The organism is Streptomyces sp. NPDC127190, assembly GCF_042672505.1.
Lineage (GTDB): Bacteria > Actinomycetota > Actinomycetes > Streptomycetales > Streptomycetaceae > Streptomyces.
The window spans coordinates 75,348-101,024 of the sequence record NZ_JBHXVE010000007.1; the positions used below are offsets into that span (position 1 = coordinate 75,348).

Consider the following 25,677-nt stretch of genomic DNA (forward strand, 5'->3'; position numbering starts at 1 on the left):
GGCACCACGAGGACCGACGGGGTCACCGACCCCGACCCGGCCCACCTGTACCGGCGGCGCCGTCGGCGTCGGATGGGGTCGGCGGCGCTGTTCCACCGGGTGCGGGGAGGAGACGGCCGGGGGGCCGTCGCGTCGCCGCGGCGAGCAGGAGCGCCAGCCAGCCGGTGGCGAACAGCCAGCCGCCGAGGACGTCGGTGAACCAGTGCACGCCGAGGAAGACGCGGGTGAGCCCGACCGCCGCGGCCCAGCAGACGGCCGCCCCGCACAGCACGGTCCGGCCCCGCGGGGCGCGCAGGCAGAGGGCGAGCACCAGCAGCCCCGCGGCCAGCGCGGCCGTGGTGGTGTGGCCCGACGGGAAGGACCACCCCGAGGCAGAGGTGCGCCAGCCGGCGTGCGGCGGGCGGGCCCGGGCGACGAGGTCCATCACGCCGTACCGCACGGCCTGGCCCGCGGCGAGGCAGACCATGCCGAGCAGGGCCGCCGGCAGCCGCTGCCGCGGGGTGCGGGCGGCGATCAGCCCGGCCAGGGCCGCCAGGGCGTAGGGGACGGCGCCCGTGCCGGTCGCGGTCAGACCGCGGGCCACGGCCACCGCCACCGGCGGGCGGTGGCCGACGGACCAGGACAGCAGCGCCCGGTCCAGGGCCGACGGGGCGCCGTGCCCGGCGGCCACCAGCCCCGCGAGCAGCGCGAACGCCGCCCAGGCTCCCAGGCCCACCAGGAGCGCGAGGCGCGGGGCAGCCCGGCGGTTCACGACACCAGCAGGGGCCGGAGCCGGCCCGCCGCCAGACGTCCTGCCAGGTCCGCCGGCCATCGCCGCAGCACCCGCATGACCAGCGTGCCGAGCACCGCGCCGACCACCGCCCCGACGGCGACGTCGTGCGGGTAGTGCACCCCCACCCACACCCGGGAGGCGACCATGGCGAGCGCGCACACCGAGGCCAGGATCCCCAGACGGCGGGAGACGAAGAAGAGTGCGGCCGCGGCGGCGACGGCGATCGTCGCGTGGTTGCTCGGGAAGGACCAGTCACCCCGCGCCGGGCACGCCTCCAGGGTGCGGAAGGCCAGGTGGCGGCAGGGCCGGTCCTCGCGCACCAGCAGCTTCAGGCCGCTGTTCACGGCGTACGCCACCACGACCGCCACCGGCACGGTCAGGGCCGTGAGGCTCGCGGCCGCGCCCTCGCGGCGGGCCCGCCACCAGCCCACCACCATGAGCACCGCGAACGCCGCGAGACCGTACGCCGACCACACGGATATGGCGTGGTCCAGCCAGCCGGGGGAGCGGTGGGCGAGATCCACCACGTCCCGGTAGAGGGCTCCGTCGACGGAGCCGCCCGAGAGAGCCAGATTCATCCCCGGGCCTCCTTGGCGGCCCGGCGGGAGCGCAGCACCTCGGCGGCCACCGGGATCAGCGACACCGCGACGATCAGGGCGATCACCGGCAGCAGATACGTGTCGATGCTCGGCACGGAGGAGCCCAGCGCGTACCCGGCGAGGGTGAGGCCGACGCTCCACAGCAGACCGCCGGCGATCTGCCAGAGGGTGAACGTGCGCACCGGCACGCCCAGCGCGCCCGCCATCGGGTTCAGCACCGTCCGCACCACCGGCACGAAGCGGGCCAGCACGATCGCCTTGGCGTGGCCGTACCGCCCCAGCAGCTCCTCGGCGCGCCGGGCGCCTTCCTGGAGCTTGGCCGAACGGCTGCGCGCCAGCAGGGTGCCGCCCGCCTTCCGGCCGAGCACGAACCCGCACTGCGAGCCGGCCAGGGCGCCGACGGCCGCCGCGCCGAGCAGCGGCCCGAGCGAGAGATGCACCCCGCGGTCCGCGGAGCCCGTGCACAGCAGCCCCGCCGTGAACAGCAGCGAGTCCCCGGGCAGGAAGAACCCGATCAGCAGTCCCGTCTCGGCGAACAGCACCACGCCGACGCCGAGCACGCCGAAGGCGGACAGCAGCGAATGGGCGTCGAGCACGTTGACCGCGAGCTGCGACACCGAATGAGGGGGAGGGGCCATCGCCGCACGCCCTTTCCTTCGACTTGCTTCAACCGAATGTGACTACACATTTGTAGACGGTCTGTCGAACCCCAGACGAACGAGGAGGGTCGATGGTTCCCGGACTTTGCCTTTCGATTGCTTCTTCATGACCGGTTGACTACATGGTCATCGTCATGATGGTCGGCGAAGGTAAGGCATGCCTTCACTAAGTAAGCGGGAGGGCTCCAGGGCATGTGGGACGACGCGTTTCCGAGTTTCCTGATCGGACTGAGGGAAGGACTCGAAGCGGGACTCATCGTCTCCATCCTGGTCGCAACCCTGGTGCGGGCCGAGGCGCGGTCCCGGCTGCCCCAGGTGTGGACCGGAGTGCTGGCCGCGATCGCCGTCGCGATGAGCTTCGGCGCCGTCCTCACCTTCACCGCCGCGTCCATGCCGCAGACCGCGCAGGAGGCCTTCGGTGGCACCCTGAGCGTCATCGCCGTCGCCTTCGTCACCGCGATGGTGTTCTGGATGCGCCGCTCGGCCCGCAGCCTCTCCGGCGAGCTGAAGGAGAAGGTCACCGGCGCCCTCGCCATGGGCTCCGGGATGCTGATCCTCACCTCCTTCCTCGCCGTCGGGCGTGAGGGCCTGGAGACGGCCCTGTTCCTGTGGACCACCGCCCAGGCGGCCGGCGAGTCGGGCGGTCCGCTGACCGGCGCCGCCATCGGCCTGGTCCTCGCGGCCGGCCTGTGCTGGGGCCTGTACCGGCGCGTACTCAAGATCAACCTGACGAGGTTCTTCACCGCCACCGGCGCCGTCCTGATCGTCATCGCCGCCGGCGTCCTCGGCTACGGCCTGCGCGACCTCCAGGAGGGCGGGGTGCTGCCCGGCAAGACCGCCTACGCGGTCGACCTCGCCGGCAGCGTCGACGCCGGCTCCTGGTACAGCACCCTCGTCCAGGGCGTCTTCAACCTGACCCCGACCATGACCTGGCTCCAGGTGGCGGGCTACGCCGGCTATCTGGCCGTCGTGATGACGCTGTTCGTCCGCGGCGTACGGGCCACGGCCCCGAAGCCCGCCGCCGAGCGGCCCGCGCCGCAGGCCCGAGAGCGCCGACGGCCGGTCTGGGTGGTCCCGGTCGCCGTGGTCGCCGTACCCGCCGTGATCGCCGGACTCGTCGTCACCCTCTCCCGGCCCAAGCCCGCCGGCGACCAGACCGTCGCCGTCTCCGAGACCGAGTGCGGCAAGGGCTTCACCGCCCCCAAGCCCGGCCGGCAGACCTTCCAGATGCACAACACCGGAGGCAAGACCTCCGAGGTGTACCTGGTCGACCCGTCGACCAACGCCGTCTACGGCGAGATCGAGGGCCTCGCCCCCGGCACCACCCGCGCCCTCGTCGCCACCGTCTCCGGCGGCACCTACGCCTGGCGCTGCGTCCCCACCGGCGGCAAGGCCGTCACCTCCCGGTCCGTCAGCGTCACCGGCGGCGGCGCGGCCAAGCCCGTCGTCCCCGTCTCCGAGCAGGACCTCGCCGCTCCCCTGAAGGCGTACAAGGCGTACGTCCAGCAGGGCCTGGACACCCTCGTCGGCCAGACCCGCACCCTCGCCGACGACATCGACCACAACCACCTCGGCAAGGCCCGCACCGACTGGCTCACCGCCCACCGCACCTACGCCTCCCTCGGCGCCGCCTACGGCACCTTCGAGGACTTCGACCAGAAGATCGACGGGCGCGCCGACGGCCTCCCGGACGGCGAGCACGACAAGGACTTCACCGGGTTCCTGCGCATCGAGTACGGCCTGTGGCACGGCCAGTCCGCCAAGGACCTGAGCGGTCCGGCCCGGCAGCTCGCCACCGACGCCGACGGGCTGCGCAAGGCCTTCCCCCGCCAGGCCTTCGACCCGGGCGACCTGCCGCTGCGGGCCCACGAGATCCTGGAGAACACCCTCCAGTTCGAGCTGACCGGCGACACCGACGAGGGCAGCGGGACCAACCTCGCCACCGCCGACGCCAACCTCGCCGGCACCCGTGAGCTGCTCACCGTGCTCAAGCCGCTGATCACCACCCGCGCGCCGAAGCTGCTGCCCGCGGTCGACGCGGACATCGCCCGGCTCCAGAAGTTCCTGGACGCCGCCCACGACGGAGCCTCCTGGACCCCCGTCGACAAGCTCACCGCCGCCGACCGGCAGCGGATCGACGGCGCCACCGGCCAGCTGCTGGAAGACCTCGCCCCGGTCCCGGCCCTGCTCGAGATCCGGAAGTCCGCCTGATGGCCGACGCCCGCCCGACGACCACTGAGCACCACCCGCACACCGAAGGGAACCCCGCGATGTCCACTGCCGAGACGCCGGCCTGCCCGGCCGGCCCCGCCCGCCGCTCCTTCGTGCGGACCGCGCTGGGCGCCGGCGCCGCCGGAGCGGTCCTGGCCGGCGGCGGCTTCGCGCTCGGCGAGAGCGGCGGCACCGCCCAGGCGCAGACCACCGGCCCGGACGGCTCCGTGCGGGTGCCCTTCCACGGCGCCCACCAGGCCGGCATCGTCACCCCCGCCCCGGCGGCAGCCACCTTCGTCTCCCTGGACGTCATCGCGGACGACCGCAAGGGCCTCACCGAGCTGCTCAAGACCATCACCGAGCGGGCCCGGTTCCTCACCTCCGGCGGCACCCCCACCGACCTGGGCGTCGGCGCGCCGCCCTCGGACAACGGCATCCTCGGCCCGGAGGTCCCCTCCGACGGCCTCACCGTCACCCTCGGCGCCGGCGCCTCCCTCTTCGACGACCGCTACGGCCTCGCCAAGGCCAGGCCCGCCCGGCTCACCCCGATGCGGACCTTCCCCAACGACAACCTGAACCCGGCCGAGTGCCACGGCGACCTGTCGCTCCAGATCTGCGCGCAGAGCCAGGACACCGTGCTGCACGCGCTGCGCGACATCGCCCGGCACACCCGCGGCGCGATGCAGATCAAGTGGCGCATCGACGGCTTCCAGACCGGCCCGCGCCCCACCGGCGCCGGCCGGAACCTGCTGGGCTTCAAGGACGGCATCGCCAACCCGGACGTGCACTCCGCCCGCGAGACCGACCGGCTGATCTGGGTCGGCGACGGCCAGGGCGAGCCCGCCTGGACCAGGGGCGGCAGCTACCAGGTCATCCGGATCATCCGCATGCTGGTCGAGTTCTGGGACCGGGTCTCGCTCAGCGAGCAGGAGAAGATGTTCGGCCGCCGCAAGGACACCGGCGCCCCGCTCGACGGCGCCGTCGAGACCGACATCCCGAACTATGCCAAGGACCCGCACGGCACCGCGATCCCGCTGGACTCCCACATCCGCCTCGCCAACCCGCGCACCGCCGACACCGACAGCAGCCGCATCCTGCGCCGGGGCTACAACTACGACCGGGGCGTGGACAACGTCGGCAACCTCGACATGGGCCTGGTCTTCTGCTGCTACCAGCAGGACGTCAAGCGCCAGTTCGAGGCCACCCAGACCCGGCTGATCGACGAACCGCTGGTCGACTACATCTCGCCGACGGGCGGCGGCTACTTCTTCGCCCTGCCCGGCGTGCGCGACGCCAAGGACTGGCTGGGCAGCGGCATGTTCTCCGCCTGATCGGCCGCGGGCTTTTCCCTCTCATGGGAAAGGCCTGTCGCGCCCTTTGCTGCACATCGTTTGCAGTTACGAGAGGATGGCATGTGGCCGCGCGGTGCGGCCGTACCGCACGACACGAAAGATGCTCCATGACCCGGCAGGAGTGGATCAGGGTCGGCTCCATGGCCGCCTTCGTACTGGCGCTGCACATCATCGGCTGGGGCACCCTGGTCGGCATCGTCGCGCCCCAGCACCTGCGCGCCGGCACCGAGACCTTCGGTGTCGGCATCGGCGTGACCGCGTACACGCTGGGCATGCGGCACGCCTTCGACGCCGACCACATCGCGGCGATCGACAACACCACCCGGAAGCTGATGGGCGGGGGACAGCGGCCGCTCTCCGTCGGCTTCTGGTTCTCCCTCGGCCACTCCAGCGTCGTCTTCGGCCTGTCCCTGCTGCTCTCGCTCGGCATGAAAGCCCTCGTCGGCCCGGTCCGCGCCGACAACTCCCGGCTGCACGAGGTCACCGGCCTGATCGGTACGACCGTCTCCGGCACCTTCCTCTACCTGATCGCCGGCATCAACCTGGTCGTCCTCGCCGGCATCTGGAAGGTCTTCCGGCGCATGCGCTCCGGCGCGTACGACGAGGCCGCCCTGGAGACCCAGCTGAACAACCGCGGTTTCATGAACCGTCTGCTCGGACGGGTCACCGGCGCCATCACCAAGCCCTGGCAGATGTACCCGCTGGGCCTGCTGTTCGGCCTCGGCTTCGACACCGCGACGGAGATCGCGCTGCTGGTCCTCGCGGGCTCCGGCGCGGCCTCCGGACTGCCCTGGTACGCCATCCTCACGCTGCCCGTGCTGTTCGCGGCGGGCATGTCGCTGCTGGACACCATCGACGGCACGTTCATGAACTTCGCCTACGGCTGGGCGTTCTCCAAGCCGGTCCGCAAGGTCTACTACAACCTCACCATCACCGGCCTGTCGGTGGCCGTCGCCCTGCTCATCGGCACCGTCGAACTCCTCGGCCTGCTCGCCGACCGGCTCGATCTGCACGGTCCCTTCTGGGACTGGGTCTCGGGCCTCGACCTCAACACGGTCGGCTTCGTCATCGTCGGACTGTTCTTCGCCACCTGGGCCGTGGCCCTGCTGGTGTGGAAGGCCGCCCGCATCGAGGAGCGGTGGACGGCGGAGCTGGCCGAGCAGCCCGCCGACTGACCGGCGGGATCAAGCCGCCCTCTGCGGGTACGCGGACCGGGACCGCCCACGAGCCGAACAACAGGCAGGAGGCGACCATGAGCGACCAGTACGAGGAGCGGACCCCGATGGCGGACGACGCCTACCAGCCCACCGGAACCAACGAGGAACAGGAGGACGCCGGGCCCCTGGACCTCCAGGACGCGCTCGACGAGCGCACCTACGACGACGTCCTCGACGAGGGCTACTCCCCGCCCGAACGCCCCCTCGGCGTCACCAAGCAGGGCACCACCGCCGCCGAGCAGCGCGCGGGGGAGACCCTGGACGAGCGGCTCGCCCAGGAGGTCCCGGACACCGGCGCACCGGTCGGCGACGACATCGGCGACCTGCCCGGCGGCGAGGGCGAGCCGATCGACCCCGAAGCCGGCGACACCCGCGCCGGCCGCCTGGTCGCCCCGGACGAGGGCGCCCACACCGCCACGACCAAGGAAGAGATCGCCGACGACGTCGGCATCGACGCGGGCGCGGCAGGCGCGGAGGAAGCAGCGGTCCACATCATCCCGGACGACAACTCCCTCCCCGACTGACCCGCCCCAGACCGCGACCAGCCCCCACGACCCCGCACCCGGCCCCCGGGCCTGCGTTTCCGCGGCCGGGTCGCGGGGGCCGTGCCGGCGGGGCCGGGCGCAGACCACCTCAGGGGCGCGGGGAACTGCGCGAGCAGCCCCCCACCACCCCGCACCCGGCCCCCGACCTGCACTGTCGCGGCCCGCGCTACCGCGGGACGCGGACCGCCCTCAGGGCAGCAGCCTCTCGATGGCCGCAGGGCCCTCGGCCTCCATCTTGCGGCGCGCCCAGTCGAGGTTCCGCGGGGTGACGTCCCTGCCGGCCGCCATCACCAGGTCCTCCGGGGTGACTCCCCCCTTGGGAGCGGAGTGGAGATGGGCGTCCGGGGTGCAGTGGTCGTCGATGGAACGGGACTCTTCGGGTGTGGATGTCGACATGATGCCTCCTCCAGCGGATCGGATGACCGCATCCGTGCCGGTGCCTCCGAACGGGGCACCCTCTACCATTGCCCGCCTCGGCGCCCCCCGCATCCGGAGAGCGTCGCGGCGCGCTCCGAAGCGCCTGCCCACGGCACGGCGGCGCACTCGCTCCTAAGCTGGAAATCACCCCGCACCCGCACCGGGAGGCCGTCGATGGCCGAGATGCCGTTCCCCGGAGAGACCGCCCGCAGCCCCCGCTATCTGCCGATCGCCGAGCACGGACTCATCGGCGATCTGCGCAGTGTCGCACTGGTCGGCACCGACGGCACGATCGACTGGTACTGCTGCCCGTCCTTCGACGCCCCCAGCATCTTCGCGGCGATTCTCGACGCCGACCGCGGCGGTCGCTTCGAGCTGGCCGCCGCCGTACCGGCACGCACCAAACAGTTCTACTTCCCCGACACCAATGTGCTGATCACCCGGTTCTTCACCGAGGACGGCGTCGGCGAGGTGCAGGACTTCATGCCCGTCAACGGGGAGGCCCCCGGTGGGACGGGCCGGCACCGGCTGATCCGGCGCGTGGTGTGCGTCCGCGGCACCGTCCCCTTCCGGGCCCTGGTCGCACCCCGCTTCGAGTACGGCGCCGCCCCGCACACCCTGCGCCCCCTGGACGGCACGGCAGGCACCGTCCTCTTCGAGTCCCGCGCGCTGTCCCTCGCGCTCACCTCGACCGTGGCCCTGGAGCACGACGCCGGGGACGCCAGAGCCGACTTCAAGCTCGGCGAGGGCGAGACCGCGGTGTTCACCCTGGACCAGGCCGGCGCCGAGACCGCCAGCCGGGGCTGCGCCTGCGCCGAGGCCGAGCACGAGTTCAACACCACCGTCGCCTACTGGCGGCGCTGGCTGCACCAGTCCCGCTACCGGGGCCGCTGGCGCGAGATGGTGCACCGCTCCGCGCTCACCCTGAAACTGCTCACCTACGCCCCCACCGGCGCCATCGTCGCCGCCCCCACCACCAGCCTGCCCGAACAGCTCGGCGGCGAGCGCAACTGGGACTACCGCTATGTGTGGGTACGCGACGCCGCCTTCGCCGTCTACGCGCTGCTGCGGCTGGGCTTCAGCGGGGAGGCCGCGGCGTTCATGCGGTTCGTGACCACGCACATCAGCCCCGGCTGCGGCGAGGGCTCCGGCCCGTTGCAGATCATGTACGGCATCGACGGCCGTACCGACCTGCCCGAACGCGAACTGCCGCATCTGGAGGGCCACCTCGGCTCCGCCCCGGTCCGGGTCGGCAACGCGGCCGCCGACCAGCTCCAGCTCGACATCTACGGCGCCCTGATCGACTCCGTGTACCTCTACGACAAGTGGGCCGAGCCGATCTCCAGCGACCAGTGGGACGACGTGTGCCACCTGGTCGACTGGGTCTGCGACCACTGGGACCAGCCCGACGAGGGCGTGTGGGAGACCCGCGGGGGACGCAAGAACTTCCTGTACTCGCGGCTGATGTGCTGGGTCGCCATCGAGCGGGCCATCCGCCTGGCCAACCGGCGCGGACTGCCCGCCGACCTGCCCCGCTGGGGCCAGGCCCGCGACACCGTCTACCGGCGGATCATGGACCGCGGCTGGTCCGCGCGCCGGGGTGCCTTCGTGCAGGCCGAGGACAGCGACGTCCTGGACGCCTCCCTGCTGATGATGCCGCTGGCCAAGTTCATCGCCCCCACCGATCCCAAGTGGCTCGCCACCCTGGACGCCCTCACCGAGGACCTGGTCTCCGACTCCCTGGTCTACCGCTACGACCCGCAGGCCAGCCCCGACGGCCTCCGCGGCGACGAGGGCACCTTCTCCATCTGCTCCTTCTGGTACGTCGAGGCCCTGGTCCGGGCCGGCCGGCTGGACGAGGCCCGGCTGGCCTTCGAGAAGATGCTCACCTACGCCAACCACCTGGGCCTCTACGCCGAGGAGATCGGCCGTACCGGCGAGCAGCAGGGCAACTTCCCGCAGGCCTTCACCCACCTGTCCCTGATCAGCGCCGCCTTCAACCTCGACCGCGCCCTCGGCTGACCCGGCTCGACGGTGTGTCCCCAGGTCGGGCGGGTACCCGGTGGGCGCACAGGACACATGCTGACAAAGTCGACAAGGAGGGAGCCCCCGCATGACCAGCAGCACCAGCGAGACGGGCGGGGTCACCGGCACCCGCGACAAGAGCTACGACCTGATCTGGTACGTCGAGGCGTGCCTCGACAACGCCCTGCGCCTGGAGACGTACATCCAGGACGCCGAGCGTGACCACGACGACGAGGTGAGGGAGCTGTTCCGCAAGGCCCAGGCGGACAGCCGCAAGGGCGCCGAGATGGGCAAGCAACTGCTGCGCTCGCGCCTCGACGGCGGCTGACCCCCGCCCGGCCTCGGACGCAGAGCACCACGCAACGGGCCCGGCGGCCCGCCCCCTCGGGGCGCGGACGTCCGCCGGGCCCTCTCCCTGCCGCGCGCCGTCACGGCAGCGGCTGCTCCGCCCAGATGATCTTGCCGTGCGGGGTGTACCGGGTGCCCCAGCGGTCGGCGAGCTGGGCGACCAGGAACAGTCCCCGACCGCCCTCGTCCGTGCTCGCCGCGTACCGCAGATGCGGCGAGGTCGTGCTGCCGTCGGACACCTCGCAGATCAGCGTCCGGTCGCGCAGCAGCCGTACGCCGATCGGGCCGCGCCCGTAGCGGATCGCGTTGGTGACCAGCTCGCTCAGCACCAGCTCCGTGGTGAACGCCAGCTCGTCCAGGTCCCACTCGGCCAGCTGCCGGGTCACCGAACCCCGTACCTCGGACACCGCCGCCGGGTCGGACGGCACCTGCCACTCCGCGACCCGGTCGGCACCCAGCACGCGGGTGCGGGCCACGATCAGCGCGACGTCGTCGCTCGGGCGGGCCGGGAGCCGGTCCAGCACCGTCCGGCAGGTCTCCTCCGCGGAGGCGCCCGGTGTGCGCAACAGGGCGTCGCGCAACAGGTCGAGACCGATGTCGATGTCCCGGTCCCGGTCCTCCACCAGCCCGTCGGTGTACAGCACCAGCCGGCTGCCCTCCGCCAGCTCCAGGTCCGCCGTCTCGAACGGCAGCCCGCCGAGCCCCAGCGGCGGCCCCGCCGGCACCTCCGGGTACTCCACCCGGCCGTCGGGGTGCACCAGCGCCGGCGGCGGATGGCCGGCCCGGGCCACGCTGCACCGCCCGGAGACCGGGTCGTAGACCGCATACAGGCAGGTCGCGCCGGTGACCAGCGCGCCCTCGTCCGCGGGGTTCTCGTCCTGGTCGATCCGGCCGACCAGCTCGTCCAGCAGGACGAGGAGTTCGTCCGGCGGCAGATCGAGTGCGGAGAAGTTGTGCACGGCGGTGCGCAGCCGGCCCATGGTGGCCGCCGCGTGCAGCCCGTGCCCCACCACGTCCCCCACCACCAGCGCCACCCGGGCACCGGACAGCGGCAACACGTCGAACCAGTCGCCGCCCACCCCGGACTGCGCCGGAAGATACCGGTAGGCGATCTCCAGCGCGCCCTGGTCGGGCAGCGTCCGCGGCAGCAGACTGCGCTGGAGGGTCACCGCCATGCTGTGCTCGCGGGTGTACCGGCGCGCGTTGTCGATGGAGACCGCCGCCCGGGCCACCAGCTCCTCGGCCAGCGCCAGCTCCTCGGCGTCGAACGGCTGCGGCTTCTCCGAGCGCCAGAAGTTCGCCACCCCCAGCACCAGGCTGCCCGCCCGCAGCGGCACGGTCAGCAGCGAGTGGATGCCATAGGCGAGGACCAGGTCGGTGCGCTCCAGGTCCTGCGCACGCCAGCCGGGCGCCTCGCGCAGCCGGGGCTCCACCACCGACTGTCCGGTGGTCAGGCTGCGCGCCTGCGGCGAGGTGGCGACGAACCGGATGCGCTCCCCGGCCGGGTACAGCGGGGCGTCCTTGCGGATGCCGGTGCAGGCGGCGCGGCGCAGCGCGGTCCCGGGCCGGGGCTCCTCGCCGTTCAGCACGGCGTCGAACAGGTCCACCGTCGCGAAGTCCGCGAACCGGGGCACCGCCAGCTCGGCCAGCTCCTCGGCGGTACGCGTCACGTCCAGGCTGGTGCCGATGCCCACCCCGGCGTCGTACAGCATGTTCAGCCGCTCCCGGGCCACCTCCGCACGGCCGGACAGCGCCCGCAGTTCGGTGGAGTCGCGCAGCGTGGTGACGCTCCCGGCCGGGCCGCCGCGCAGGTCCGTGGGCCGCTGGTTGATCGCCAGCAGCCGGTCCTTCACCAGGTGCACCTCGTCCGTGGCGACCCGGCCCGAGGCCAGCAGCCCGGCCGTCACATCGTCCAGGCCCAGCTCCAGCACATGCCGCCGCTCGGCGTCCGCGGGCAGGTCCAGCAGCCGGTGCGCCTCGTCGTTGGCGAGCAGCAGCCGGCCGTCGCCGCCGACGATCAGCACCCCTTCCCGGACGGCGTGCAGCACCGCGTCATGGTGTTCGTACATCCGGGTCATCTCGTACGGCCCGAGGCCGCGGGTCTGCCGCAGCAGCCGTCGGCTGACCAGCGCCGTGCCCGCGGTCGCCAGCGCGAGCGCCGCCGCGGCCGCCGCGAGCAGCAGCGGCAGCTGCTGGGCGGCGGCCCCGCCCACATGGGCGGTGGTGATGCCCGCCGACACCAGGCCCACCACCCTGCCCGCGGGGTCCTTCACCGGCACCACCACCTGCACCAGCGGCCCTATCGTGCCGTTGACGTGCTCGGTGACCGTGCCGCCGGCCAGCGCCGGGCCGATCGTGCCGACGAACTTCTTGCCGATGCGGTCCGGTTTGGGATGCGTGTAGCGGATGCCGTCGGTGTTCATCACCACGATGAAGTCCACACCGGTCGCCTTGCGGGCCGCCTCCGCGTGCGGCTGGAGCAGGGCCGTCGGGTGCGCCGAGCGCAGCGCGGCCACCGTGCCGGGCGCGTTGGCGAACGTCTCGGCCACGGCCAGGGAACGGTGCTCCGCTTCCATGTCGGTGTCCCGCCGCACCTGGAGCACCTGCGCCACCACGGCCGCGACGACCAGCAGCAGCACGATGACCACCTGGAGCACGAACACCTGCCCGGCCACGCTGCGCCCGGACACCGCTGCCCGCAGCACCCCGAGCTGCCCGTCGCCATCGCCCTGCCGGCCGGGGCGGGGACCCTGCGGTGCGCGCGGATGCCCGGAAGGTCGGGGCGGCGGGGTCGCGGACCCGCCGGGCAGTCGCACCATGTGCCCATGTCTACACTGCCCGGCCTCGTCAGGCGAGACCGTCCCCGGAAGCGACGGCCGCCCCGCGGGGCGGCCCGGCCCGGTCACCGGTACACCGGTGCCGAACGGCGGGCGGCCAGCAACAGCGCCACGTCGTCGGGCCGGTCGGGGGCGTGCCGGGCGGTGGTGGTGAGCCGGTCGGCGACCCCGGTCAGGGACCGCCGGCCCCGCCGTCCGGGGGCCGCCCCGGCCCGGCTCAGCGCCAGCCGCAGCGCCGTGATGCCGTCGTCGATGTCCGCGCCCGGCCGCTCCACCAGCCCGTCCGTGTACAGGGCGAGGATGGCGTCCGGCTCCAGCAGCAGCTCGGTCACCGGGTAGCGGGCCCGCGGGTCCACGCCGAGGACCACCCCGCCCGGGACCTCCAGCAGCCGGGTCGGCCCGGCGGGAGAGCGCAGCAGCGGCGGCGGATGGCCCGCCCGGGCGACCCGGGCGCGGCCGGTGACCGGGTCCAGGCGCAGATAGCAGCAGCTGGCGAACTGGCCCGGGTCCAGGTCGATCAGCAGGTGGTTGGTCCCGCTGAGCACCTCGTCCGGCGGCCGGTCGCCCAGCGCGAACGCCCGCACCGCGCTGCGCAGCTGCCCCATGGTGGCCGCGGCCTGCACCCCGTGCCCCTGGACGTCGCCGATGACCAGCGCGAGCCCGTCCCCGGCCTCCACCACGTCGTACCAGTCGCCGCCCACGTCCATGCCCTGGGTGCCCGGCAAGTAGCGGCCCGCGGTCTCCACCAGTGGGTGCGCCGACAGCCGGCGCGGCAGCAGCGCCTGCTGGAGCCCCCGGGCGAGGGCCGCCTCGCTGTCGTAGCGCCGGGCCCGTTCCATGGCGTGCGCGATCAGCCCGGCGAGCGCGGTGAGGACCGTCTTCTCCTCCGTGCTGAAGCGGCGAGAGCCATCGAAGCCGAGGATGCACGAGCCGACCGGGCGGCCCGAGGCGATCAGCGGCAGGAAGGCGCGGGCGCCCTCGTCGGCGTCCAGCGGGATGCCCGGATAGGCCGCCGCGAGCTGCTGCATCGACTCGAAGAACAGCGGCCGGCCGGTGGTCAGGGTCTCCACACCGGGCAGATGCGCGTCCAGGCCGACCCCGTCGAACGGGACGAGGAAACCCTTGGGGAAGCCGGTCTCCCAGGCCAGGTACAGATGCCGGTCCTGGAGCAGGTAGATGGCCAGCCGGCGGCCGCCGAACGCGGGCAGCAGCTCCTGTGTGACCACCGTCGACACCTGGCGCGCGGTCACCGCGTCCGTCAGCGCGATGGCCAGCGCGACCGGCCGGTACAGCGGCGCCATCGAGTGGCCCTCCTCCGGCAACCCCGCATCGGGGGCCGGCGGGCCGGGCGCGTCCACCCGGCTGGCCGGGACGAGCGTGCAGGTCAGCGTGGACTCACCGGGGTGCACCGACACGGCGAGCCAGTCGCCGTCCCCGGACTCCGCCCGGTCCCCCTCCGGCCGCCGCGCATGGAAGTGCACCGGGTCGGGTGCCAGCAGGGCGCTGCGCAGATGGTCGTCGTACGGCGGCCGGGTCAGCCAGGGCAGCGCCTCCCACAGCGGACGGCCGAGCAGTTCCTCCCGCGGCCGGCCGGTGAGCCGGGCGGCGGCCGCGTTGGCGTACACGATCAGTCCCAGCCGGTCCAGGCTGAACACGCCCTGCGGCAGTGGATCGGCGGCGCCGTCCGCGGCGGCGGCCCGGCCGGGGTCGAGGACGATCCCGCCGACCTGCGGCCCGGCGCCGTCCGTCCCCGTCCGCCACAGGTCCAGCAGCCGCGGCGCTCCGTCCCGCGCGCGCAGGCTGAGCGGCGTGCCCGGCGGCCGCCCGGCGGCGGTCTCGCGCAGGGCCGCCAGGATGCGGTGGGCGTCGTCCGGGGCCACGGCCGCCGCGAGTGCCGTGGCCGTCTCGGGGAGCGTGCCGGGGGGCAGCCCGAGCAGGGCGCACAGCCGGTCGTCCGCGTGCACCGCCGAGGTCGCCGGGTCCCAGGTGAACCGGGCCACGGCGGCCTGCGGGGGGTGGCTCGCCGGGGGCCGTACGCACAGCGGCTCGCCGTCCCAGACGACCGCCTCCGGCGCTCCGTCGGCGAGCGCCAGCAGTTCGGCGCCGAGCCCCTCGGCCAGCCGTCCGAGCAGTTCCCGGTCCAGCAGCTCGTCCACGGACTCGGCCACCGCCGGGTGCAGCAGCGTGAGCACACCGAGCGGCTCGCGCCCGCCCGGCACCGGTATGTGCACCGAGCCGACCGGGAACGGCAGCCCCGCCGCGAACTGCGGATACCGGCGGACCGTCTCCGCGGCGTTCGGCAGCACCACCTGCACGCCGAGCCGGTAGGCGTCGGCGACCGGGAAGGGCCGGTCCACCTGGAGCCGCCACCACGGCTTGAACAGCGGGCCGGGCAGTCCGACGAGCACCGCGAGCCGCAGCAGGCCGGGCGTGCGCGAGCGCAGGTACACACCCGCCACCCGGCCACCGGCGGCGCGGAGCGCACCGGTGGAGGCGTCGGCCAGCAACGCGGCCAGCCGGGCCCGCGTACGGACCGTCTGCTCCACGGCCATCGGCTCTACCTCGCTCCATGCGCCGCCGGGTGGACGACACAGCAAGAATGCGCCCGAACCCCCGTGCAACGCACCTGGGCGAAGATACGGACCCACGACCGGGCCGCGCGGCCCGGCGCCGGACGGCTCACACCAGTGCCGCGCCCGAGTGGCGGGGGCCTCGGACCCCTCCTAGTAATGGACTGCGACATGCCGCGACCGCACGCGAGGGCGCAGGTGCGGCGGCCGCACCCTTCTCCTGGAGCCGAGATGACCACCCGCTCATCGTCCCCCCGTCCCGACGACTCCCTGATAGCTCCCGCACCGTCCGCCCCAGGCGTCCCCATCCCCTCCGCCCACCTGCTGACCCGACCCGTGCCCTTGCCGGAGATACTTCCTGGGACCAGCCACGAGGACGATCTCCCCTACGGCGATCCCGTGGACGCTCTCGTCCGCGCGGCCGTCGCCGACCGCCCGCTGGAGGACGTCGTCCGGCTCATCACGCTGCTGGAAAGCTCGCCCGAGTACACCAGGGCCACCGCCGACGCGCTGCGCGCGGCCGGGGTCGACCGTCCGGTGGAGGACGTCACCCGGCTGGTGACCCTGCTGACCAAGCCGCCCCGGGGGACCGACAGCGCGGACGAGGCGATCCGCGCCGCCGCCGAACGCCGTCCGCTGGAGGACGTCACCCGGCTGATGCAGCTGCTGCACCGCGCCCCCGTGGAGCCGCACTGCGGACAGGCGGCCGTGCAGGCGGCGGCCGCCCACCGGCCCGTCGAGGAACTCGCCGAGCTGATCGGCCGGCTGGCCGCGGAGCGGCCGGGGCGCGTCCACCCCAGACCCGAGCCGGCGGCTCCCGAAGCCGTGCTCGCGGCGGCGGAGACCGATACCCCGGAGGTGGCCGCCGCCGACCGCGCGGAGCGACCGGAGCCGGAACACCCGGGGAAGCCCCGGCCGAGGAAGGAGCGGTCCGCCACGCGCCGGACGGCGCGCAACCGGCGACCGGCCCGGACCGTCCTGTGGGCCCGCGGCGCCGCGCTGCTGGTCCTGCTGTGCGGGGTGGCGCACGTCCCGCGCCAGTGGGGCGGACCGTCGTACGGCGTTCTCGGCGCCGGGGTCCTCGGCTCGGCGCTCTGCGTGCTGCTGGCCCTCGCCCTGGCCGCCCGCGGGGCGCAGACCCGGCTCGTCGCCGCGACCGGCGCGTTCGGGGTCACGGCGGCGCTCGCCGCGGGCCAGGCGCTCGCGGGGCGGTTCGGACTGCCCGACCCGAGCCGGCTGTGGGCCACGGCCCTGGCCCCGCCCTGGCTCGCCATCACCGCGGCGGCGACGGCCGCGCTCGCCGCGCTGGCGGTCCTGCTGGCCGCGCTGGCCAGAGGCAACGCCCGTCGCGCCGACGGCGGTTGACTCACTCCCGAGGGTGGCCCGGCCCGCCGACGGCGGTTGACTCACTCCCGAGGGTGGCCCGGCCCGCCGACGGCGATTGACTCACCCCCAGGGTGACCCGGCCCGCCGACGGCGAATGACTCACTCCCGAGGGTGATCCGGCCCGCCGACGGCCACGGGCCGCAGCACGAGGTGGCCGTCCGTCCGGGAGGCCGCCATGGCGAACGGAAAGGTGTCCGCCTCCAGACACAGCCCCACGTCCTCGGGATGGACACCTGCCGAGCCGCGCCGCACCCAGTCGGCCAGCCGGGCGGCGGCGTCGGAGCGCCGGGCCCGGTCGAGATAGGGGGCCGGGTCGGTGGCGCCGGCCGTGCGGACGCGCTCGGCGATGTACTGGGCGCAGGCCAGATCCTCCGCCGCCTGCCCGCCGTCCCCGGTGACGACGAAGGTCACCGACTCCGGCCGGGCGCGCCGCAGCAGTTCGGCGGTCGCCCCGGCCACCACGAAACTCGCGCACAGCAGCAGCCCGGCGTCCGCCACCGCGAGCGCTCCGGCGGTCCCGGCGGTGGTCTTCTGCACCACCGTGCGGCCTCGCACATCCAGCGAGCGCAGCCGGGCGGGTGAGTTGGCGAGGTCGAACCCCGGCACCGGCTCCCCGTCCTGGAAGGCGAGCCACCCCGGGTGACGGGCCTTCAACTCCAGCGCCTCCTGTCGGCTGCCCGCGAACACGATCCGCTCGGCGCCGCGCCGGAACGCCCAGGCCGCCACGGTGAACGCGCGCATCACATCGACGACGACGGCCACGGCCGGGGCCTTCGGAGCACCGGTGATGCCGGTGAACACGGTTTCCATCGCACCATGGTGCCGCCCGCACCGTCGGTCCGGCAGGCGTTTTCCCGGCGGGCGGACGTCCTACGACGGCAGGTCGTGACCGGTGCCGGTTCCGCCGGTGGTGCCGGTGTCCTCGGCGTCGGCCTTGCCCCGGCCGCCGAACCGCAGCCGCTCGAACGTGCGCGTCAGCTGCTGGAGCGCGGCGGGTGCCTTGACGGCGGGCCGCTGCTGCGGCAGCGCGGCGGGCGGGACGTCCCGGTAGGCGGCCAGCGCCTCCAGGGCCTGCTCGGCGGCCTCCTTGTACAGGTCCCGGGACTTCGTCATCGCCTCCAGCGCCTCGGCGTACATCGCGACCCGCCGCCGTTCGCGCTCCAGCTCCTCCTGGAGGGTCATCAGGGTCCAGTGGTCACGCAGATCCGTCAGCGCGGCCGCGGCGTCCTGGGGCAGGGGGCGGGGCACGGCCACGAAGTGCCGCAGCGCCGCGAGGAGTTCCTCCGGCACGGAGCCGTCCAGGAAGACGGTGCGCACGCGGTGGTCCCCGCCGTCGTAGCCGTCCGGTGCCGGGTCCGGTGGCAGCAGTACGGCCCCGCCGCGCGGCACCTCGACGCCGAGGTCCTTCAGCGCCCAGTTGACGGCCCGGAACTGGTGCGGGGCCGCGCGGTGCTCGATCACCCGGTGGCGCAGGCCGGGCGGCAGCAGCCGGGCCAGCGGCAGCCTGCCCTGCTCGTCCGGGGTCATCGCCTCGTGCACGACGAGGTTGACGCACCAGGCCTCGCGGGCCGCGTCCCGCAGCCGCCGCTTCATCTCCTTGTCGTCCGCGGGCAGCGGGTTGACCTGGCGGAAGCGCACGCCGACGGCCGTGGCGTGGTGGTCCCAGGAGCCGTCGGCCCCCTCGGCGGGGCCGCCCTCGGGCCAGAACAGCGTCGCGGGGGATGGCCATGCGTCGTCCCAGGGGCGCTCCGCCTCCGCGACGAGCCGCCACTCGTGCCCCTGCGGCCTGGCCCGGCGGGGTTCCAGGGTGAGCCGGGCCCGGACCGTCACCGTGCCGCCGGCCCGCCATCGGGCCTCGAAGATCCGGCCGGTCGCCCCCTCGGGCGCCGGCGGCTCGGCGAAGTCGTCGATGTCCCCGCTCTCCTTGTGCCGGCGCAGGGTGCGGCGTACGACGTCGTCCGGGTCGGGACCGGTGTGGCGGCCCCGGGCCGCCCAGAGGGTCTGCGGAAGGGTGGCGTGGTCGGTGGCGGAGTTCGACATGAGCCAATCTGCTGATGGGGGCGGGTGTACCTCCCAGTATCACCGCTCGGCCGCCCGGACCGAAGGCGGGGGGCGGCGCGCCGCGCGACACGCGCGGGCGGACCCGCGCACGGGGTGTGCGGCGCGCGTCCGGAGTGCGCGGTGAACGCCCCGGTCGACCGCCGCACACCCGTGGTCCGGCCCCGGCACGCCGCCCACAATGGTCCGGCGAACGGGGTCCGCCCGTCCATCCGCTCAGGGGCGGATCCCGTTCCGCGGCCCGTCCGCTCACGGGCGGATCCCGTTCCGCGCCCCGTCCGCTCACGGGCGTGTCCCCCTTCGGCGACCCGCACGAGTGAATCGCTCGATATATATCGGCGGCCGATATATCCTGGCCGTATGACAGCGAAGAGCATGACCCGGGCGGCGTTCTTCGTCCTCACGGCGCTCGCCGACCAGCCGCGGCACGGCTACGGCATCCTGCGCGAGGTCGAGGAACTGTCCGACGGCGAAGTGCAGTTGCGGGTCGGCACCCTGTACGGCGTGCTGGACCGGCTCACCGCCGACGGCCTGATCGTGCTGGACCGGGAAGAGGTCCAGCAGGGCCGGCTGCGCCGCTACTACCGGCTCACCGACGACGGCGTCACCGCACTCGACGCCGAGGCCGAACGGATGGCCGCCGGTGCCGGGGCCGCCAAGCGGCGCATCGCCGAGGGCCGCCGCACCGGCACCGCGGCCCGCCCCGCTCCCGGCACCCCGGCGGGCCACGAACCCCCCACGGCACCCGGACTCGCGGGAGGCTACGCATGACCACCCTGCTGGAATCCCGCTACCGCACCGTCCTGCGCCTGCTCCCCGCCTACTACCGCAGGGAGCGCGAGGAGGAGATGGTCGAGACCTACCTGGGCGACCTCGACCGGGACACCCAGGACCAGAGCCGGCCCACGCTCGGCGAGATGGCGAGCATCGCGGCCCTCGCCGTACGGTGCCGGCTGGGCGCCCCCGGCGCGCCGCGCGGCTACGCCCTCCTCGGCTCGTCCGTCCGCGTCTTCGTGCTGTGGGCCGTGCTGCTCCAGGCGGCCTCCGCGGTCGTCACGCCGGTCCTCCAGCTGACCTGGTCGTTCACCCGCGGCAGCGCGGAGCGGCAGATGTTCCTGGTGGAGTTCACGGACCACGGCCCGCTCGCCGCGGCCGTCGCCGCCGCGCAGTGGATCCTGCCGCTGGGCTGGGCGGCCGCCTACTTCGCCCTGCTGTACGACCGCCGCCGCCTCGCCCGGATCTGCGCCGCCGTGGCCGCGCTGCCGACGCTGTGGCCGCTGCTCGGCTCGGTGCTGGGTGTCGCCTTCCTCTCGATGCCGGCGTTCACCTTCACCTATCTGCTCTTCACCTGGCTGCCGGTCCTGGCGCTGTGCGCCGCCCACCACCGGGACGCGCCCCCGGCCCGGCTGCCGGTGGGCTCGCCCGGGCTCGTGCTCATGGCGACGTGCGTGATGATGGGCGCCTCCCAGGTGGTGCTGCCGGCCGCCGCGGCCGACCTGGCCTGGGCGCCCGCCAACTGCTTCGTGGTCGGGGCGCTCGGCTGGCTGCTGTGGCGCGCCCGCCGGACCGAACCGGGCGGGCCGGGCGTGGCCCTCGCGCTCGCGGCGCTCGGCCTGCTGCTCCTGGCCGTGCGCGTCACCGCCCTGTATCCGTGGCTCGGGCTCGACCTGCCCGCCGTGTACGTCGGCGGCGGCCTCGGGCAGACGGCCGCGCTCACGCTGCTGACGGCGGTCCTGGCCGTGGTGGGAAGCCGCGAACTCGCCCGCCGCTGACCGGATGTGACGGCTGGGCGGCCGGGGCATGGCGCGGGCCCCGGTGGGGACGACCCCGACCTTTCCCGGGGTGTGCCGGGGGCCCACGTCCGGGGCTTCCCCGGTTGTCCACAGGCCCGTGACCGGTTGTCGTACCCACGTGCCAAGATCGGTCGCATGCTCACTCACGCCCTGCTGCCCACGGAGTCCCACCGGTCGGCGACCTACGTCCTGTGGGTCACCTCCCACGACCCCGGCGCCGCGCCCGCCGCCGGAGCGCTGCTCGACGAGGTGACCGCGGCCGTGGCCTCGGCGTATCCGAAGATGGGCCGCTGCCTGGAGACGCTGCGGCGGCGGGCGGGCCGGCTGCCGGCCGCCCATCTGCCCTGGTTCTGGGACACGGTGGCACACCGTCTGCTGGGCTACCCCGGCCGCGCCGCCGCCAAGGCCTACAGCCTGGCCCGCAAGGCGGAGCAGGAACACGCGCTGCCCGTCGACCCGGACTGGCGGCGGGCCAACGCACTGCTGTGCGCCTCCCGAGGCGGCCTGCCGGTGAAGGAACTGAGCGAGCATCAGCGCTGGCTGGCCGGGCAGCTGCCGCCCGCCGAGGCACACGCGGAGTATGTGCGCGTGCTCACCGCCTGGGCGGACTCCTCGGGAGAGCTGCCCGCCGACCTCGCCCGCCGCATCAGGGCGTCCGCCCGGGCCGCCGGGCTCGGCATGGACGAGGACGCCCGCGTCCTCGGGAGCGTTCTCGCCGGCGCCCGGGGCAAGGCCGTCCCGGACGCGCTGCTGGAGGCCGCGACCGCGCCGCTGGCCGACCACCCCCAAGGCCCGGACGTACAGGCAGCGTTGCTCGACCTGTTCCCGGACTCCCGCACCGACGCGGCCGCCTGGCTACGGCTGCTGCTGCGCGGGGGCGTCGTGGACGCCGCCGCGGCCGGCCACCTGGTGCCCGAGGACGGCCTCGCGGGCTGGCTCGCCCGGTACACGCGCAGCTACGCCCACCGGAAGGTGCCCTACGGCGGCGTGGCCCGCCAGCCCATGCCGGCCGAACTCTTCGAGATCGTCACCCGCTTCGCGCCCCGGCTGCGAGCCGCCGGCACCCCGGTGCGGATCCACGAGGACCGGTACCGCTACCCGGGCCTGGACGCCGACCTGCTGGACGCCTGCCTCGCCGAAGGCATCGTTGTCCACGACCCGGGCGACGCCGTACGGCTGACCTTCTGGGGCGACCGCTCCCGCCGCGACCTCAGGGCACTGGCCGCCCACCCGGTCTTCGGCCGCCGCCTGGAAGGCACCGTCCACGAGGGGCTGCGCGGCACCGGTACGGCGATCACCCGCCTCCCGCGGAACGCCGGCATCGCGGCCGAGGTGCACACCCGTGTCGAAAGCCTGCTCGGCGCGCTCCGCGGCGGCGGCCTGGCCGCCGCCGACGAGGCGGTGACGGAACTGGCCGGGCTCCTCGACCGGCCCACGGCCACCGCGCTGGAGGGCATCGAGGAGGCGCTGGCCGCTCTGGACCTCACCGGCCCGCTGGCCCGCGCCCTGCGCGCCGGACTGCCCGAGGAACTCGTCTGGCCCGCCCTGGAGGCGGCCGTCGCCGGCTTCGACCGGGCCGACACCCTGCGCGTCACCTGCACCTGGCCCGTCCTCACCGTCTTCGACGGCGGGCGCGCGGTGGCGGTCGGGCCCGCGGGCACGCGCGCGAGCTGCACCTACCAGGTGCCGGACGAGGCGACCTCCCACGCCGTCCACTACGTCGGCGGGGCGTTCCTCGTCAGCTGGCGGACCGGAGGCCGGTACTCGGTCAGCTCCCAGAGGGCGTTCTGGGCCGACCGCCCGGACGAGGTCTTCACCCCGCAGCACGTCCTCGGCCTCCAGCCGTACGGCGGACTGACCGACGGCGCGTTCGGCTACCAGTTCGAAACCCTGGACGGGACCGGCCGGTTCGACGGGGAGCGGGTGCTGCGTCCCGGCGGACGCGAGGGCATCGGCGACCACGAACTCCAGATGAGCGACGGCCACCGCTTCTACAGCGCCGAGGTCTTCCACTCCCGCGGCCGCTGGACGCCGTACGACCCCGTGACCGGCGCCCCGCTGGGCGGCCCCGACCTGCCCGCGTTCCACCGTGACCGCGAAGTCCCGCCCGGGATGGAGGAGTTCGAGGACGGCCAGTACCTCGCGGCGCTCCCCGAGGACGCCCCCGACTCCCCGCTGGGTCAGTCCGGACGGCTGGTCGGCTGCCGGATCCTCAACCGCACCCCCTACCGAGGCCCGTCCCCCACCGACTTCCTGCTGGAGTCCGTCGACGGCCGCACCGCCCGCTACCGCAGCCGCCGCCTCGGCCGGCGCCCCTGGGGAATCCTCGCCCTCCCGGCGGGCGGCGAGCAGACCGTGACCGTCGGCGACACGACCGTCCGCTGCCACGCGGCCTCGGACAACTCACCGCTCTGGCAGGTCCAGGGCTTCGCGCCGCCGGCCGAGCGGGACCGCGACCACCCGCCCACCCTCGGCGAGCACGCCGGGCCGATGCCCCCGCCCGCCTACTGGCACTTCCTCACCCCACGGGACGAGGCCTCCTCCAAGGCCCTGCGTACGGTCGACGAGACCACCGTGCGCGCCCTGCTGGACGCCGCCCTCGACTCCCCGGACGAGGACCGGCTGCGCACCCGCGTCACCCGGCTGCTGCCCGGGGTCGGCGACCCCCGGATCCGCGACGGCGTGGCGCGCGCCGCCCGGCTCGCGGCGGACGTCCTGCGGCGCCGTCAGGACCTGTCCCGGCGCGTCGGCATCATGCGGGCCGGCCCCGTGGTGCACCTGCCCGCCGACATCCCCGACACCGTCCTCGTCCCGGCCCTGTCGGGGCTCCTGCCCGAGCTGCGCGCCTACGAGGCCTACCGGCCCGAGCGGCACCCCGGCACCCTCACCGCCGTCGCCGCCGACGGCCGCTTCCTGCGCGGCGACATCGACGACGAGACCCGCAGCCTGGCCCCGCCCTCCCGGCCGGCGGAGTGGCAGACGCTGCTCGGCGGCATCGACGCGGTCGCCTGGCGGGCCGCCGTCGAGACCACCCCCGACGAGCAGCGGGCAGCCCTGACCGCGCTGCTGCGCACCTGGAGCGGGCAGCCGTTCGCCGCGCCGGGAAGCGTCTGGCGCACCGGCCGGGCACCCCAGGAGGAGGTGGCCGCGGTGCCGCGCGCGGCGGCCGGTCCCGCCCGGGGCGGACTCTCCCGCTTCGTGCAGCCGGCCGACGAACCCGCCCCCGCACGGACCGAGGAGGAGCGCACCGTCACGATCGGCCGGGACGACGCCGCGCGCCTCGCCCGCTTCGTGGAACTGGCCGAGCACCACGGACCGCTCCCGCTGACGGAGGAGGCCCTGGCGGTCTTCTGCTGGCGCACCGGGGTACGCCGCTCCATCGCCGCCCTCGCCCTCGGCGGCTTCCCGCAGCGCGACCGGCACGACGACCACCTGAAGATGCTGCGCTCCGCCCCCTACAAGGCGAACAAGGCCATCGCCGCCGAGTACGGCGACTTCCGGTACAAGCTGGGCGTCGACGGCCGGCGCGCGGTGCTGGCCGCCGGCATACCGGACGACCCGGCCGAGCTGTGGACACCGCAGGGCATGAACCGGGCCGCCGAGCGCATGGCCTCGGTCTGGGCCGAGCTGGTCGGCACCCGGCCGTACGCGGACGAGGCGCTGGCCGCCGCGCTGGAGACCGACCTCGGGCTGTCCGCCGACTGGGCGCGCAGCCTGCCGGAAGGACGGCCGCCCGTGGCCGAGCGGGGCTGTGCGCTGGTCGGCACCCGCACCGGCGCCCTCGCCCTGCACCCGGTGCTCGCGGACGGGACGGTGGGGGAGTGGTCCTGGGGCACGTCCGCCACCCACGTCCAGGCCCTCTCCGTGATCGCCTGGGCGCTGACCGAGCGACCGGTCGGCGACCCCGTCGCCCAGGGCGCGCTGCGGCTGCACGAGGCACTGCGGGCGCGGCTCGCCGACCCGGGCACGCTGATCGGGCTGACCGGGGACCGCGCAGCGGCCCGGGCGGCCGCCGACGACCCGGCGTTCCGGCCCTACGAGGGCACGGTGCTGCCCTGCCCGAGGCCGTTGCACGACGGGGTCACCGAGGTGTCGACGGCGGTGGACGACGGGCTGTTCGTCGTCGCCGTACCGACCGGCGACGTCTTCCTCCGCCCGGCCGCCCTCACCGACCAGGAGCGCGTGGCACGGGCCCTGGACCTGTGCGACCGGGCCGGCCTGGGTTCGCTGCGGCACTCCCTGGAGCAGACCCGTGCCGTGCTCGACGGGACAGCCCGGATGGCGGCCCGCGCCATGGCGACCCCCGTCCCGGTCGGCGGGTACGAGGCCAACCCGGCGCTCAGCGTCCCCGACCTCGTCGCGAGCACGGGCGGCAGACTCGGGGTGAGCCCGGACGCGGCCGCGCTCCACCTCCAGCTGCACGCGCTCGCCCGCCCCACGGACCGCAACGTCCGCCTCTGGAACGGCTGGACGGCCGCCCGGCACAAGGCGGCACAGGCCGAGCTGGTCGCCGTGGGGGCGGTGCAGACCGGCCGACGGCCCCGGGCCGGCCGCACGGCGTTCACCCACGACACCTGGGACGTCCTGGACGCCCCCCATCTCCCGGTGGAGAGGGGGAAGCTGACCAGCCATCTGGCGGTGGCGGTGGGCAAGCGGCTGTGGGGCCCCTTCCTTCGCCTGCTGCCCCCGGTCCCCCTGCACGAACTGTTCGCCCGGGCCGCCGAGGCGTGAACGGCTGGGGCCGGACGGCCGGGGTCTGAAGGCTGGTGGGCCCTGAACGGCGGGGGGGGGGGGGGGGCGGGGGCGGCCCCCCCCCCCCCCCCCCCCCCCCACACCCCCCCCCCCCGCCCGACCCCCCCCCCCCCCCCGCGCGGCGGCGCTGAGACAC

General features: G+C 74.8%; 18 protein-coding genes. 10 read left to right on the forward strand and 8 right to left on the reverse strand.

Annotated elements, in window-relative coordinates; translation table 11 throughout:
- Window positions 1–22: 22 nt before the first annotated feature.
- Genes ACFVIU_RS13650 through ACFVIU_RS13660 form a run of 3 tightly spaced genes read right to left on the reverse strand, consistent with a single transcriptional unit; the run spans window position 23 to window position 2,009 of the window.
- Window positions 23–751 (reverse strand): phosphatase PAP2 family protein, encoded by a 729-nt coding sequence (locus ACFVIU_RS13650; protein WP_385842554.1) that lies wholly within the window; start codon window positions 749–751, stop codon window positions 23–25.
- Complete coding sequence (locus tag ACFVIU_RS13655) at window positions 748–1,350, reverse strand: phosphatase PAP2 family protein (RefSeq protein ID WP_385842555.1); 603 nt, start codon at window positions 1,348–1,350, stop codon at window positions 748–750. Before ACFVIU_RS13655 ends, ACFVIU_RS13650 begins: the two co-directional genes overlap by 4 nt.
- Window positions 1,347–2,009 carry a DedA family protein gene (locus ACFVIU_RS13660; protein WP_385842557.1) on the reverse strand — a complete coding sequence of 221 codons (663 nt, stop codon included), beginning with the start codon at window positions 2,007–2,009 and terminating at the stop codon, window positions 1,347–1,349. The genes ACFVIU_RS13655 and ACFVIU_RS13660 overlap by 4 nt, the downstream gene beginning before the upstream one ends.
- A 213-nt stretch (window positions 2,010–2,222) precedes the next feature.
- Here ACFVIU_RS13660 and efeU point away from each other — a divergent pair, with 213 nt between their 5' ends.
- From efeU to ACFVIU_RS13680, 4 genes are all read left to right on the forward strand, one after another.
- A complete protein-coding gene (gene efeU, locus ACFVIU_RS13665) occupies window positions 2,223–4,241 on the forward strand; it encodes an iron uptake transporter permease EfeU (protein WP_385842558.1) in 2,019 nt (672 codons plus the stop codon).
- Between the two features lie 59 nt (window positions 4,242–4,300).
- Complete coding sequence (efeB, locus tag ACFVIU_RS13670; protein ID WP_385842560.1) at window positions 4,301–5,572, forward strand: iron uptake transporter deferrochelatase/peroxidase subunit; 1,272 nt, start codon at window positions 4,301–4,303, stop codon at window positions 5,570–5,572.
- An 83-nt stretch (window positions 5,573–5,655) separates the two neighbouring features.
- On the forward strand, window positions 5,656–6,768 hold the full coding sequence (locus tag ACFVIU_RS13675) for a HoxN/HupN/NixA family nickel/cobalt transporter (RefSeq protein ID WP_385842561.1): 1,113 nt from the start codon (window positions 5,656–5,658) through the stop codon (window positions 6,766–6,768).
- A 77-nt stretch (window positions 6,769–6,845) separates the two neighbouring features.
- Window positions 6,846–7,334: a DUF5709 domain-containing protein gene (locus ACFVIU_RS13680; protein ID WP_385842562.1), complete on the forward strand. Its 489-nt coding sequence runs from the start codon at window positions 6,846–6,848 to the stop codon at window positions 7,332–7,334.
- A gap of 210 nt (window positions 7,335–7,544) precedes the next feature.
- On the opposite strand, the gene ACFVIU_RS13685 is transcribed toward ACFVIU_RS13680, so the two are convergent.
- The gene (locus ACFVIU_RS13685; protein WP_385842563.1) at window positions 7,545–7,751 is read right to left on the reverse strand and encodes a hypothetical protein; all 207 of its coding nucleotides are present in this window, start codon (window positions 7,749–7,751) and stop codon (window positions 7,545–7,547) included.
- 195 nt (window positions 7,752–7,946) lie between these two features.
- On the opposite strand from ACFVIU_RS13685, the gene ACFVIU_RS13690 reads away from it, so the two are divergent.
- Together ACFVIU_RS13690 and ACFVIU_RS13695 are read left to right on the forward strand one after the other, a co-directional pair.
- Window positions 7,947–9,794, forward strand: coding sequence for a glycoside hydrolase family 15 protein (locus ACFVIU_RS13690; RefSeq protein WP_385842564.1), 1,848 nt, complete (start codon window positions 7,947–7,949; stop codon window positions 9,792–9,794).
- 91 nt (window positions 9,795–9,885) lie between these two features.
- The gene (locus ACFVIU_RS13695) at window positions 9,886–10,125 is read left to right on the forward strand and encodes a hypothetical protein (protein ID WP_385842565.1); all 240 of its coding nucleotides are present in this window, start codon (window positions 9,886–9,888) and stop codon (window positions 10,123–10,125) included.
- A 100-nt stretch (window positions 10,126–10,225) separates the two neighbouring features.
- On the opposite strand, the gene ACFVIU_RS13700 is transcribed toward ACFVIU_RS13695, so the two are convergent.
- Window positions 10,226–12,964 (reverse strand): SpoIIE family protein phosphatase, encoded by a 2,739-nt coding sequence (locus ACFVIU_RS13700; RefSeq protein ID WP_385842566.1) that lies wholly within the window; start codon window positions 12,962–12,964, stop codon window positions 10,226–10,228.
- An 83-nt stretch (window positions 12,965–13,047) separates the two neighbouring features.
- Entirely contained in the window at window positions 13,048–15,534 is a 2,487-nt protein-coding gene (locus ACFVIU_RS13705; protein WP_385842568.1) for a SpoIIE family protein phosphatase, read from the reverse strand.
- 417 nt (window positions 15,535–15,951) lie between these two features.
- Here ACFVIU_RS13705 and ACFVIU_RS13710 point away from each other — a divergent pair, with 417 nt between their 5' ends.
- Window positions 15,952–16,917, forward strand: coding sequence for a hypothetical protein (locus ACFVIU_RS13710; RefSeq protein WP_385842569.1), 966 nt, complete (start codon window positions 15,952–15,954; stop codon window positions 16,915–16,917).
- A 120-nt stretch (window positions 16,918–17,037) separates the two neighbouring features.
- Here ACFVIU_RS13710 and ACFVIU_RS13715 read toward each other — a convergent pair whose 3' ends face one another.
- Both ACFVIU_RS13715 and ACFVIU_RS13720 read right to left on the reverse strand, forming a co-directional pair.
- Window positions 17,038–17,748: a 2-phosphosulfolactate phosphatase gene (locus tag ACFVIU_RS13715; protein ID WP_385842570.1), complete on the reverse strand. Its 711-nt coding sequence runs from the start codon at window positions 17,746–17,748 to the stop codon at window positions 17,038–17,040.
- Window positions 17,749–17,808: 60 nt separating this feature from the next.
- A complete protein-coding gene (locus ACFVIU_RS13720) occupies window positions 17,809–18,978 on the reverse strand; it encodes a hypothetical protein (RefSeq protein ID WP_385842571.1) in 1,170 nt (389 codons plus the stop codon).
- Between the two features lie 393 nt (window positions 18,979–19,371).
- On the opposite strand from ACFVIU_RS13720, the gene ACFVIU_RS13725 reads away from it, so the two are divergent.
- The 3 genes from ACFVIU_RS13725 to ACFVIU_RS13735 all read left to right on the forward strand — a co-directional run bounded on the left by ACFVIU_RS13725 (window position 19,372) and on the right by ACFVIU_RS13735 (window position 25,520).
- Complete coding sequence (locus ACFVIU_RS13725) at window positions 19,372–19,767, forward strand: PadR family transcriptional regulator (RefSeq protein WP_385842793.1); 396 nt, start codon at window positions 19,372–19,374, stop codon at window positions 19,765–19,767.
- Window positions 19,764–20,768, forward strand: coding sequence for a hypothetical protein (locus ACFVIU_RS13730; protein WP_385842572.1), 1,005 nt, complete (start codon window positions 19,764–19,766; stop codon window positions 20,766–20,768). Before ACFVIU_RS13725 ends, ACFVIU_RS13730 begins: the two co-directional genes overlap by 4 nt.
- A 156-nt stretch (window positions 20,769–20,924) precedes the next feature.
- On the forward strand, window positions 20,925–25,520 hold the full coding sequence (locus ACFVIU_RS13735) for a hypothetical protein (RefSeq protein ID WP_385842573.1): 4,596 nt from the start codon (window positions 20,925–20,927) through the stop codon (window positions 25,518–25,520).
- Window positions 25,521–25,677: the final 157 nt, after the last annotated feature.